14 protein-coding genes and 1 tRNA gene are annotated in these 11,996 nt (G+C 54.7%); 5 read left to right on the top strand and 10 right to left on the bottom strand.

Going from position 1 to position 11,996, the window contains the following annotated elements; all coding sequences use genetic code 11:
• Positions 1 to 81: 81 nt before the first annotated feature.
• Entirely contained in the window at positions 82 to 1,968 is a 1,887-nt protein-coding gene (locus C7476_RS09395) for an MFS transporter (protein ID WP_114429678.1), read from the top strand.
• 65 nt (positions 1,969 to 2,033) lie between these two features.
• Here the strand turns inward: C7476_RS09395 and leuB are convergent, their stop codons facing one another.
• On the bottom strand, positions 2,034 to 3,146 hold the full coding sequence (gene leuB / locus C7476_RS09400) for a 3-isopropylmalate dehydrogenase (protein ID WP_114429679.1): 1,113 nt from the start codon (positions 3,144 to 3,146) through the stop codon (positions 2,034 to 2,036).
• Between the two features lie 67 nt (positions 3,147 to 3,213).
• The gene (gene leuD / locus C7476_RS09405) at positions 3,214 to 3,819 is read right to left on the bottom strand and encodes a 3-isopropylmalate dehydratase small subunit (protein WP_112524963.1); all 606 of its coding nucleotides are present in this window, start codon (positions 3,817 to 3,819) and stop codon (positions 3,214 to 3,216) included.
• Between the two features lie 155 nt (positions 3,820 to 3,974).
• On the opposite strand from leuD, the gene C7476_RS09410 reads away from it, so the two are divergent.
• Positions 3,975 to 4,847: an HpcH/HpaI aldolase/citrate lyase family protein gene (locus C7476_RS09410; RefSeq protein ID WP_114429680.1), complete on the top strand. Its 873-nt coding sequence runs from the start codon at positions 3,975 to 3,977 to the stop codon at positions 4,845 to 4,847.
• Positions 4,848 to 4,892: 45 nt separating this feature from the next.
• Positions 4,893 to 5,099 carry a DUF1737 domain-containing protein gene (locus tag C7476_RS09415; protein WP_112524959.1) on the top strand — a complete coding sequence of 69 codons (207 nt, stop codon included), beginning with the start codon at positions 4,893 to 4,895 and terminating at the stop codon, positions 5,097 to 5,099.
• A gap of 14 nt (positions 5,100 to 5,113) precedes the next feature.
• Here the strand turns inward: C7476_RS09415 and C7476_RS09420 are convergent, their stop codons facing one another.
• The 6 genes from C7476_RS09420 to C7476_RS09445 all read right to left on the bottom strand — a co-directional run bounded on the left by C7476_RS09420 (position 5,114) and on the right by C7476_RS09445 (position 8,758).
• The gene (locus C7476_RS09420; protein ID WP_114429681.1) at positions 5,114 to 5,536 is read right to left on the bottom strand and encodes a metallopeptidase family protein; all 423 of its coding nucleotides are present in this window, start codon (positions 5,534 to 5,536) and stop codon (positions 5,114 to 5,116) included.
• A 73-nt stretch (positions 5,537 to 5,609) separates the two neighbouring features.
• A complete protein-coding gene (locus C7476_RS09425) occupies positions 5,610 to 6,188 on the bottom strand; it encodes a TetR/AcrR family transcriptional regulator (protein WP_114429682.1) in 579 nt (192 codons plus the stop codon).
• Positions 6,189 to 6,267: 79 nt separating this feature from the next.
• Positions 6,268 to 6,462, bottom strand: coding sequence for a Trm112 family protein (locus tag C7476_RS09430; protein WP_114429683.1), 195 nt, complete (start codon positions 6,460 to 6,462; stop codon positions 6,268 to 6,270).
• Positions 6,463 to 6,480: 18 nt separating this feature from the next.
• Entirely contained in the window at positions 6,481 to 7,143 is a 663-nt protein-coding gene (locus C7476_RS09435; protein WP_114429684.1) for an LON peptidase substrate-binding domain-containing protein, read from the bottom strand.
• A 53-nt stretch (positions 7,144 to 7,196) separates the two neighbouring features.
• Positions 7,197 to 8,177, bottom strand: a complete 981-nt coding sequence (gene trxA / locus C7476_RS09440) for a thioredoxin (RefSeq protein WP_114429685.1) — start codon at positions 8,175 to 8,177, stop codon at positions 7,197 to 7,199.
• A 71-nt stretch (positions 8,178 to 8,248) separates the two neighbouring features.
• A complete protein-coding gene (locus C7476_RS09445) occupies positions 8,249 to 8,758 on the bottom strand; it encodes a prolyl-tRNA synthetase associated domain-containing protein (RefSeq protein ID WP_114429686.1) in 510 nt (169 codons plus the stop codon).
• 201 nt (positions 8,759 to 8,959) lie between these two features.
• Between C7476_RS09445 and C7476_RS09450 the strand changes: the two genes are divergently transcribed.
• Both C7476_RS09450 and holA read left to right on the top strand, forming a co-directional pair.
• Positions 8,960 to 9,034, top strand: a tRNA-Gly gene (locus C7476_RS09450).
• A gap of 122 nt (positions 9,035 to 9,156) precedes the next feature.
• Positions 9,157 to 10,206 carry a DNA polymerase III subunit delta gene (holA, locus tag C7476_RS09455; protein WP_114429687.1) on the top strand — a complete coding sequence of 350 codons (1,050 nt, stop codon included), beginning with the start codon at positions 9,157 to 9,159 and terminating at the stop codon, positions 10,204 to 10,206.
• 10 nt (positions 10,207 to 10,216) lie between these two features.
• Here holA and C7476_RS09460 read toward each other — a convergent pair whose 3' ends face one another.
• Both C7476_RS09460 and C7476_RS09465 read right to left on the bottom strand, forming a co-directional pair.
• Positions 10,217 to 11,125, bottom strand: coding sequence for a ParB/RepB/Spo0J family partition protein (locus tag C7476_RS09460; RefSeq protein WP_114429688.1), 909 nt, complete (start codon positions 11,123 to 11,125; stop codon positions 10,217 to 10,219).
• A gap of 39 nt (positions 11,126 to 11,164) precedes the next feature.
• On the bottom strand, positions 11,165 to 11,959 hold the full coding sequence (locus C7476_RS09465) for a ParA family protein (RefSeq protein WP_114429689.1): 795 nt from the start codon (positions 11,957 to 11,959) through the stop codon (positions 11,165 to 11,167).
• Between the last annotated feature and the right edge of the window lie 37 nt (positions 11,960 to 11,996).

Genomic DNA, 11,996 nt, shown 5'->3' on the forward strand with positions numbered 1-11,996 from the left:
TAGTGTCGACAGGTAATGGCATGACAAGGGGGTTACCTGTCGTGTTCTTGGCTCAACTGCTGTTTTCTGGGAGAAAATGAAATGACAACCACTACTGTGGCCGACGATTCTAGTCGGGGTATGACGAGGGAGGAAAAGAAGGTCATCTTCGCTTCTTCGCTCGGAACCGTTTTCGAATGGTACGATTTCTATCTCTATGGTTCCCTTGCCGCTTTCATCGGTACTGCCTTCTTCAGCGAGTACCCGGAAGCAACGCGCAATATCTTCGCGCTACTGGCCTTCGCCGCAGGCTTCCTGGTTCGGCCATTCGGCGCCCTCGTTTTCGGACGCATCGGCGATCTTGTCGGCCGTAAATACACGTTCCTCGTCACCATCATGATCATGGGTCTGTCGACCTTCCTTGTCGGTATTCTTCCAGGTTCAGCCAGTTGGGGTATTGCCGCGCCCATCGTCCTTATTGCCCTGCGCATGCTGCAAGGGCTAGCTCTCGGGGGTGAATATGGCGGTGCAGCAACGTATGTCGCTGAACACGCGCCAAACAATAGACGCGGCTACTATACGTCCTGGATTCAGACCACAGCAACACTTGGTCTTTTCCTTTCCCTCGTCGTCATCCTGATCATTCAGAATTGGCTCGGCAAAGAAGCGTTTGCTGCATGGGGTTGGCGTATTCCATTCATTCTATCTTTCATACTCCTCGGTATCTCCGTCTGGATCCGTTTGTCCTTGAGCGAATCGCCGGCGTTCCAAAGGATGAAGGAGGAGGGTAAAGGCTCCAAGGCACCGCTATCGGAAGCCTTCGGCCAATGGAAAAATGCGAAGATCGCGCTAATTGCACTCCTCGGCCTTACCGCCGGCCAGGCCGTTGTCTGGTATTGCGGCCAGTTCTACGCATTGTTCTTCCTGCAGAACGTTCTGAAGGTCGATGGCCAGTCGGTCAACATCATGATCGCCATCGCGCTCTTGCTCGGAACCGGTTTTTTTGTCTTCTTCGGCTGGCTTTCCGACAAAATCGGCCGCAAGCCTATCATCATGGCCGGTCTTGCTTTGGCAATCCTGACGTATTTCCCGCTGTTCAAGGCGTTGACCTGGGCAGCAAATCCTGCGCTCGCCATGGCACAGGAAAATGTTCGCGCGACCGTCACTGCAGCACCGGGCGACTGCAAGTTCCAGTTCAATCCGACTGGCACCGCCAAGTTCACTACCTCGTGCGATATCGCGACCTCTTACCTGACTCGCAACTCGGTTCCCTATGACGTCGTGGCAACGGCGGCGCCAGGTACTATAGCGACGGTGAAGATCGGCTCGGAAACAGTCGAATCCTACGACGCGACAGCTGCCGGAGCGGACGCAAAGGCAAAGGACGCGGCTTTCGCCAAAAGTGTCAACAACGCGCTTCAGGACGGCGGCTATCCCCTCGTCCGCGATCCGGTGAAGGTCGTCGACTCGAAGCTTGATGCCCTGGTCGCGGCAAATCCGAAACTGGCTCTCGATGCTGCCGCGATCCGGGGTGGCGAAAAGACGCTCGTTCCGGTTGATCAAGCTATCAAGGACAAGTTGCTGACCGCAGAAGAGGCTGCCGGCGCAACCGAGGTGCCGGTCTATACTGTTCCCGGCGCAGGCGCGTTCAAGATGGTTGCCGATCCCGCCGCTGTCAACTGGACAAAGGTCATCGCGATCCTCTTCGTGCTCGTGCTCTATGTGACAATGGTTTATGGTCCCATCGCCGCAATCCTCGTCGAGATGTTCCCGACCCGCATCCGCTACACCGGCATGTCCTTGCCCTATCATATCGGTAACGGCTGGTTCGGTGGGCTGCTCCCGGCAACGGTCTTCGCAATGAGCGCGTTCAAGGGCGATATATACTACGGCCTGTGGTATCCGATCATTGTTGCAGCGATGACCCTGATAATCGGTCTCATCTTTGTCCGCGACACCAGGGGAGTTGATCTCCACGACATTAAGTAACCCGGTAAACTAAAAAGCCCGGCATGATTTCTCATGCCGGGCTTTTGTTTTTCCGGAATTCCGATTCAGGCAGCCAGTGCCTTGAATTTGGCGAGAATTGCATCGCCCATTTCGACGGTCCCGATTTTGGTCTTGCCTTCCGACATGATATCCCCCGTGCGAAGGCCATCATCGAGCACGCCGGCTACGGCCGCCTCCAACCTGTCAGCTTCGGTGATCATATTGAACGAGTATCGCAAACACATTGCGAACGACGCGATCATCGCGATCGGGTTGGCTGCACCTGTCCCGGCAATGTCCGGCGCTGAGCCGTGCACCGGCTCATAAAGCGCCTTGCGCTTGCCGGTCTTGGCGTCCGGCGCACCGAGTGATGCTGACGGCAGCATGCCGAGCGACCCCGTGAGCATTGCCGCGATGTCAGAAAGCATGTCGCCAAACAGATTATCCGTCACAATGACGTCGAACTGTTTGGGCCAGCGAACGAGCTGCATGCCGCCGGCATCGGCCAGCATATGTTCGAGTTTCACATCTGAATATTTCGCCTTGTGGGTAGCCGTAACCACTTCATTCCACAAAACGCCCGACTTCATGACGTTGCGCTTTTCCATCGACGTCACCTTGTTGCCGCGCGTGCGCGCCAGCTCAAAGGCAACGCCGGAGATGCGCTCGATCTCATAGGTGTCATAGACCTGTGTATCGATGCCGCGTTTCTGGCCGTTGCCAAGGTCGCGAATTTCCTTGGGTTCACCGAAATAGACGCCGCCGGTCAGTTCGCGGACGATCAATATGTCGAGACCTTCGACGATTTCCTTTTTCAAGGACGACGAATCGGCAAGCGCCGGATAGCAGATCGCCGGGCGCAGATTGGCAAAGAGCTCCATATCCTTCCGCAGGCGTAGAAGACCAGCCTCGGGGCGCACATCATAGGGGACGCTGTCCCATTTTGGTCCGCCAACAGCGCCAAACAGGACTGCATCGGCGGCCAGAGCTTTTGCCATATCGGATTCGGAGATTGCCTTGCCATGCGCATCATAAGCACAGCCGCCAACGAGCCCCTCTTCCAGCGAGAAGTCACTCTTCAATTCCGCATTCATATAGGCAACGATCTTGCGGACTTCGGCCATAGCCTCGGGGCCGATACCATCTCCCGGAAGAAGGAGAAGCTTTTTTGCTGCCATTGTAGAACCTCACATAAGACTCAGAAAAAAGCCCGGAAGACCGGGCTTTCAGATTAGGAAACTGATTTCAGGCCCAAGGATGCTTTTCGGCATTGGCCGCTTCGAAATTGTCGATCTTCGTCGCCTTTTCCATCGTCAGGCCGATATCGTCGAGACCATTGAGCATGCAGTAGCGGCGAAACTCATCAAGTTCGAAAGTGATCGTGCCGCCATCCGGCCCCTTGATGGTCATTTCTTCAAGGTCGATGGAGATTGTCGCATTTGCGCCGCGCTGCGCATCATCCATCAGCTTGTCGAGATCTTCCTGGCTGACCCGGATCGGCAAAATACCGTTCTTGAAGCAATTATTGTAGAAAATATCGGCAAAACTGGTCGAAATAACACAACGGATGCCAAAATCCAAAAGAGCCCATGGCGCGTGCTCGCGGCTGGAACCACAGCCGAAATTATCGCCGGCGACAAGGATCTGCGCCTTGCGATAGGCCGGTTTGTTAAGAACGAAATCGGGGTTTTCCGAACCATCTTCATTATAGCGCATTTCAGCAAAAAGGCCGGTACCAAGACCCGTTCGCTTGATCGTCTTCAGGTAGTCCTTCGGGATGATCATGTCGGTGTCGACGTTGATAATCGGCAGCGGAGCTGCAACGCCAGTGAGCTTGGTGAATTTGTCCATGATATCTGCCTGTAGATATTGGGTATGACTTTCCGTTCGCTTTACACCAGCTTTACCTTGAATCAAAGCTTTTCGCCTGTGGCACTTTGGGCGAAGTCCCTCAATCCCTTGTGATTGTCCTTGTCTTGACTGTCCGATCAAGGCAAAACAAGTGAATGATCCGAACTTTCCGTCCTCGCCGGTCCGCACTCTATGTTCCCGCGTCAAACAACCGGGCACTGGCCAAAGCAGCATCGCTGGATGCCGACGTGATCATATTCGATCTGGAAGATGCCGTAGCACCGGATGTCAAGGAAGACGCACGCGAGGCGTTGCGGGAATACTTCGTCGCCCATCCCCAAAGCAAGGCCGAACGCGTTGTCCGCGTCAATGGCTTGGCGAGCGAATGGGGCGCCGAGGATTTGTTTGCTGCTCGTGCCTGCAGACCGGACGCCATACTCCTTCCCAAGGTCGAGACTCCGCAGGATATCACCGGCGTTGCCGAAATTCTCGAAGAGACCGATGCTTCCGAGGGCGTTCGTCTCTGGGCAATGATCGAAACTCCGCGCGGGATTCTCAATGCCGATGAAATCGCCGAGCTTGGATTGCGATCGACGGCACGGCTCGACTGCTTCGTCATCGGGACCAATGATATTTCAAAGGAAACCGGCACGAAAGGGCGCGGCGCTCTAATGCCATGGCTCATGCAAGTTCTGTTGTGTGCCAAAGCCGGCAAACTTGATGTCATAGACGGCGTATACAATGATTTCTCCGACCTCGACGGGTTTGCTGCCGAATGCATCGAGGCCGTTAGGATGGGTTTTGACGGAAAGTCGTTGATCCATCCATCACAGATTGAAACAGCAAACGCCTCCTTCCTTCCCGACGCAGCTTCTGTCGCACAGGCTAGAATGATCGTTGAGGCATTCTCCAATCGGGAGAAGATTGGCAAGGGAGTGACTTCACTGAATGGCAAGATGGTCGAACGTCTGCATTTGGAAATGGCAGAAAAGCTGCTGGAAAAACTCGACATAATCGGCAAGAAATGAAATCAGCATTGCCGATTTCAGCGTAGATTAGGGAAAGAACGCCACATGAAACTGTACCGGATTTTAACAGGTCCCGATGATGCAAGCTTCTGCCACAAGGTGACGGCAGCCATAAACAAAGGCTGGCACATTTATGGTTCACCTACCTATGCGTTCAATTCAGCAACAGGCGTGATGCAATGCGGTCAAGCTGTGGTCAAGGATATTGATGGCGTCGACTATGAACCGGGCATCAAGCTGAGCGATTACTGAAACTCGCAGCAAACTTATTCAGCACTTGCTTCTATGCGCTCCATATCCTCGTCCGACAGACCGAAATGATGGCCGATTTCGTGGATTAGAATGTGAGTGACAATGTCGCCTAGCGCTTCTTCATATTCAGCCCAGTAGTCGAGAACGGCGCGCCGGTAGATTGTGATCCGGTTGGGCTGCTCGCCAGTTTGCAGCGAAAACCGTTCCCCGATACCGGTCCCTTCAAAAAGGCCAAGCAAATCAAAGGGCGATTCGAGTCCCATATCCTCGATAATCTGATCGTCTGGAAATTCGGATACCTGAATTGTAATGTCGCCGCATAGCGCACGGAACGTTTCAGGCAGATGAGCATAGGCCTCGATCGCCAATGATTCGATTTCGCCCAGCGATGGTGACAGGCGGTTGGTCCAGTCAGCGGTTTGATTACTTCTGGCCATCATGACTCCTAGGAGACCTTTTCTGGCTTCATATAGGGCCTTTACCCCACAGATGCGAGTGGAGTTGTCGCGGTCAGGAGCGAGGCGGCCCTGCAACCAATAATCGTTCCATTCGCCGAAAACTCTCGACCAGAACAGCCGGGTCCTTCAAACCATGGGCAAGCATGATTCCACCCTGCCATTCGGTCACCGCATTGCGCGCTATGCCCAAGGCGCTCGAAGGGCGAATACCGGAACGGCCGAGCTCCCTTCCTATGAAACCGATGAGCAAACTGAACGTCTCGGCGGCCCGCCCCGCGGCTTCAGGCGATTCATGTCTGAAGTCCCGAATTCCCAGAGCGATCGGACATCCATGTTCCACCCGACTTTTGAGTGAGTGAGCAAGTTTCTCGATAAGAAGCTTTAAACGTGTACGCGGATTCTGGTCGGCCTCTGTGATTTCCGCCAGCATATCTTCAGTCTCGGCAACGAAGATATCGGCAACGCCATGCGCCAGTTCGGCCTTGCTCTTGAAGTAATAGTAGATATTCCCCAGCGGTACACCAGAATCGGTTGCAATATCGGCAAGACTCGTCGTCGCATAACCCTGTCGCCAGAATAATCCGGCCGCCGTAGCAATCAGAATTTCGCGTTTGTCGTTACGCTTTGTCATGGCCCAAAGCTAGTCAGCTGTGCAACTGACTAAGACTATGCCGTAAACAATCCTGTATGGAAAGTCACTGGATGGTAGCTTAGTCATCGATTGGCCGTGCTTCCGATGGCAGCATGATCGGAATGCCGTCTCTCACGGGATAAGCCAGATGTGCCGATTTGGAAACCAGTTCTGACCGTTGTTGATTGTAGACGAGTGGACCTTTGGTCAAGGGGCAGACCAGCAACTCAAGCAACTTTCGATCGATCACTGTTTCGCGTTTCTCTTCAGTCATGCCTCTTCCCTGAGTATCTCACTGGAGGCTTCCTTCGTAATCGTCCTGATCCTTGGCGAGCGCAATCTCGGTAATAGCGATCAGGGTTTCAGCTCGCGTCTTTAAATCCGCGGCCTCCAGGAGCGCCTGTTTTTCCGCAGCACCAAAGGGCGACATCATCGCCAGCGCGTTGACCAGCGTCTCATTGCCGGCCCGCGAGATGCCATCCCAATCCGCTTCAAGGTTGTTTGCATCGAGATAAGCACGAAATACGCGCAGCAACGCGAGCCTGTCCACTTCCGAATCATCCGGTTCGTCGAGATCGGCACGCAGTGGCGCAATCTTGCATTGACGAAATGGAGTGCGAGTGGAGAGTTCCTTGATGACCCGAAAGCGGCATATGCCCTGAAGAGTTATCAGCAAACGGCCATCGCCGGTTTCAGCAAAAGATGTGATCCGGCCCAAGCAACCAACTTCACACAGATCGCCACCATCCTCATCGTCCTGGTCGAAACGCGGCTGGATCATGCCAATTATTCGCTTGCCGCTGAGCGCCGCGTCAACCATAGCCAGATAGCGAAGTTCGAAAATATTGAGTGGCAGTTGCCCGCCAGGAAGCAGCAACGCACCCGAGAGGGGAAAGATCGGCACGCTTTCAGGGATATCATCCAGCGTCCGATAACGAACATTTCCAGCTTGCATTGCCTACTCCGGCCCGAAAAAATCGGGGTCGCGGCTATTGTGCCTGATTTCCGTCAAGAGAACAGTAGGGAAGATAATTTACGGCGTGCAGTGACCGAGGCTTCATCCGCAGGTCCCCAAGCGTCGAAAAATTGCAACAGCTGCTTGCGGGCACCATCGTCGTTCCATGCCCGATCAGCCTTCATGATTGCGAGAAGCTGGTCTGCCGCTTCGTGGTGCTGGCCTTTGGCATTCAGAATCATCGCAAGGTCGAATCGTGCCGCATAATCCTTCGGGTTTTCCTGCAGCCGCGCCTCCAACGCCACCGGATCGCCAAGTTTTGCCACCTGCTCAGCCAATGCGATCTTGGCCTCGGCGGCACGGACACCCGCCTCGTCTTTGCTGGCCGCAGGCACTTGCTCCAAGGTGCCTTTGGCCTTGTCGAGTTCACCGAGCTCGATCAAACAATTGGCTAGGCCCGCAAGCGCCGGCACGTGGTTTGGCACCTCGCCGAGGACAGCAGAATAAATCTGGGTGGCCTGCTCGACATCGCCGGCTTCTACAGCATGAGCCGCTGCGTCGAGCGCGGACTGAATGGCTGCATCCCTGCCCCCATCGGGCGACGCAATACGATCGATGAATTCTGTCACTTTCGATTCCGGGAGGGCTCCCATGAAACCATCGAGTGGCTTGCCGTCGGCGAAGGCGATGACCGCGGGAATGGACTGGATTCCAAGCTGGCCAGCGATAGCCGGATGGTCGTCGATATTCATCTTGACGAGTTTGACCCGTCCGCCCGCTGCACGAACTGCCTTTTCAAGAATAGGCGTGAGCTGCTTGCATGGTCCGCACCACGGTGCCCAGAAATCCACAAGGACCGGCTGACTTTTCGATTCAGCAATCACATCTTTGGAGAATGCTGCCGTGGTCGTTTCCTTGATGAGGTCGCGGGCGCTGGCCGCAGCTCCGTTTGGAGACGGTGTTCCATAGGAGACGGTCTGGGCAGCCGAGGCTGCGCCATAGCCGCTGCCGAACGGGTTATCTATTTTGCTCATGAAATTCTCCCGTCATCTGCCGTTCCATTCAACCACAACCTCTTGCAAAGGCCAACTCATGCAACGAGGTATCAGTTTGGTGTTGCCACGTCGATTTTCAAGATGAGAGGTTCATGTCCGGTCATCTTGAGAAACGTCAACAGGTCTTCACGCCGGATCGATGTCGTCGCCTCATTCGTCAAGGGATGGGCGTTGATAATGTCATGCTGCATGAGCTTTTCGTCCAGCACCACGCTGACCTGGTGCTGCGTGTCATTGATCAGCCCGAACACACTGACTGCTCCTGGTGTCAGACCAAGGTACTCCAGCAGTTTTTCCGATTTGCCGAACGATACACGGCTCGCAGCGCCGATCTTGCTGTGAATTGTCTTGAGATCGACCTCAGCGTCCTCGTCCACCGTCACCAGAAAGTAGTTGTCTTTCTTGTCCTTGAGAAAAAGATTCTTGGTGTGAGCGCCGGATAGCTGCCCACGCAGGTTCTGGGCCTCGGCTACCGTAAACACAGCGGCATGACGAATGGTCGATACCTCTATGCCCATGTCGCCGAGATACTGCATCAACTCATCGACTGACTTGCCCATGACCGCCTTTTCGCTAGTCTTTCTGGTAATAACCGTATGTTCTCGTAATGGTTCAGCCGCTCTTCCTCAAGCGGAAAGCCGCATCCCGCAAATGTTCATGAGCGATTTCCACCATATCTCGCAGAAGGCGAAATTTCCCTGTTGCAATTAGCCGGCGCTTAGGCCATATAGGCCCCGCTTCGCAAGACTTAACTGGCATATGCGGGAGTAGCTCAGGGGTAGAGCACAACCTTGCCAAGGTTGGGGTCGAGGGTTCGAATCCCTTCTCCCGCTCCAGTTGTCCGAAGTTCAAAAGGCTCAGGTTTACCTGGGCCTTTTTGCTGTTTCGGCGTATGGCGCATGCTGCTGGCGGACCACGTCGCAATTGCAATCCTTGGTGAAATGGGTAAACCCATCCCATGGCACAAAAGAAAGCGCACGAGGTTGATTCTTTCCTGAAAAGGCTGGATCGCTCCTACCCGATCGTTCTGCTTTACGGACCGGACAAGGGTCTTGTGAGTGAGCGAGCCGACCTTTTCATCAAGCTCACCGGCCTTGCGAAAGACGACGCCTTTGCGGTAATTCGACTTGATGCCGACGATATCAATGCCGAGCCAGGCAGGCTTTCTGACGAGGCAAACACGATTTCCATGTTTGGTGGCGAGCGTTTAATCTGGGTGCGCAGCGCGGCAGGCCAGAAAGGGTTGGCAGACGCCGTTGGCTTCCTTGCCAAAAACCCACCTGCCGATACATTGATCCTGATCGAGGCCGGGGACTTGAAGAAAGGTGCTGGTTTACGTGGCATCGTCGAGCAAAGTTCCAGCGCTATGGCCCTTCCCTGCTATAGCGATGATGCACGCGGTATTGATGGCACCATTGATGATGTGCTGACGAAGAACCGGCTGCAGATCGCGCTGGATGCACGCAGTCTTCTCAAGGAGAGTCTCGGCGGTGACCGTCTCGCCACACGAGCCGAGCTCGACAAGATCTGCCTTTACGCTTACGGCAAAGAGCGCATCTCCATTGACGATGTGCGCGAAATCATCGGCGACGTCAGCGCTGTCTCCTATGAGACAATTGTCGATGCGATGATGGTTGGCAACATCATCGATTTCACTCACGCATTTGATCGCGTCATCGGGACCGGTTCGTCAAGTTTTCTTGTGCTCAGCGCCGCAATCCGCCAGTTTCAGTCGTTACAAACGTTACGTTACGGCATGGAGAACGAAGGAAAGAACGCGAACCTCGCCGTTACGGCTGCCAGACCCCCGATTTTCTTCGCACGGAAAAAACTGGTGGAAACTGCTCTTCGGTATTGGACGACGCAATCATGCGCGCGTGCTATCGAGCGATTGCAACGAACGGTCCTTGAGAGCCGGCGCAACGCAGCGCTAGCCGTCCCGATCATCCGGCAATCCATGATCGCCCTCGCAGCCGAGGCAGCGCGTGGAGCGCGCAACAGCCGTTGAAAAAATTTCGTCAGGCGAGACCGCCCCACTTCACACGATTTTGAAGGCGCTGGCAGATCTCATCGAGCTGCTCCAGCGTCGTATAATGGATGCGGACATCGCCACCATTGTTCACGTGATTGACCGATACGCGCATTCCCATGACATCTGAAAGCAGCTTCTCCAAGGCTTTGGTATCCGCGTCCTTGCCCTCCCCGGGCTCGGCTTTCCGCTTGACAGCTGACGGCTTGCCACCATCCTGCGCAAGCGCTTCAGCCTGGCGTACTGACAAGCCACCCTTGATGATTTTTTCGGCAAGCGCACTCGGGTCTTCGGTGGTGATGAGGGTGCGAGCATGGCCGGCCGACAACGATCCATTTGTAATCATGTCGCGCACTGAATCAGGCAGTTTGAGCAGTCGCAGCGTATTGGCAACGTGACTGCGGCTCTTGCCAATCACCTGCGCCAGATCAGCTTGGGTATATTCGTGATCATCAATAAGCTGTTGATATCCCATGCCTTCTTCAATCGGGTTAAGGTCAGCACGCTGCACGTTCTCGATAATTGCAAGCTCGAGCGCGACGCGATCATCAACTTCGCGGACAATGACTGGAACTGTCGCAAGGCCGGCGCGCTGAGCCGCGCGCCAGCGGCGTTCACCCGCGATCAACTCGTAGTGGCCGGGAGAATCCTTTGCCGGCCGAACGACTACAGGCTGGACAATGCCATGCTCGCGTATCGATTGCGTCAGATCTTCAAGATCGCCTTCCGTAAAAAGGCGGCGCGGATTGCGAGGATTTCGGGTTATGAATTCGATGGGAACTTGACGATCCAAAAGCGCCATGGACTGTGCACCGGCTTCATCAGGCACGCGGTCCATCTCGCCTATCAGGGCTGCCAGACCGCGGCCCAAACGTTTTTTTGACAGGTCTTCATTCATTTTAAGTGGACTCTCATAAATGTTTCGCCTTCGAATCGATCAGGCCGCACGCAAATGCCGCTCTCGTTGAATAACCTCTGATGCGAGCTGCAGATATGCTTGGCTGCCCGCACATTTCAGATCGTACAGAATCGCTGGAATTCCATAGGACGGTGCCTCGGAAACCCTAACATTGCGGGGTATGACGGTCCGGTAAACCTTGTCGCCCATAAAAGAGCGCACATCATCGACGACCTGCGTCGCAAGATTGTTCCGCCCATCAAACATAGTGAGCACGATCCCCTGAATCATCAGATGAGGATTAAGCGCCGCTCTGACCTGATTGACCGTCTCCAGAAGCTGACTCAATCCCTCAAGCGCGAAGAATTCACACTGCAATGGGACCAGAACTGAATCGGCCGCAGCCATCGCATTCATCGTCAATAGATTGAGCGACGGAGGGCAATCTATCAAGATGTAGGTAAAAGGAGATGCGTCTGCACCGCCGCGAAACGCCTTGCGCAGCCGCGTAGCACGGTCGGAGGCATTCGAAATCTCCATCTCGACGCCAAGAAGGTCCAGCGTGGAAGGAATTAGCGATAGATTCGGCACCGCTGTCGGCACAGCCGCTTCTTCGACGGAAGCCAACTGCATCAGGACGTCGTAGGACGATATAGTTCGACTTTTTCGATCGATTCCAAGCCCTGTGCTGGCATTGCCCTGCGGATCAAGGTCGACAATCAATACACTCTCACCAATAGCAGCCAACGCCGTGGCCAGATTGATCGCGGTCGTGGTTTTACCCACTCCGCCCTTTTGATTGGCTATGGTAATGATGCGAGTCTGGCTGTTCATCGCTTGACTTCCTGAGAAAAACGTCGATCGAAGACGA

It is taken from the genome of Phyllobacterium bourgognense, from assembly GCF_003337575.1.
Taxonomy (GTDB): domain Bacteria; phylum Pseudomonadota; class Alphaproteobacteria; order Rhizobiales; family Rhizobiaceae; genus Phyllobacterium; species Phyllobacterium bourgognense.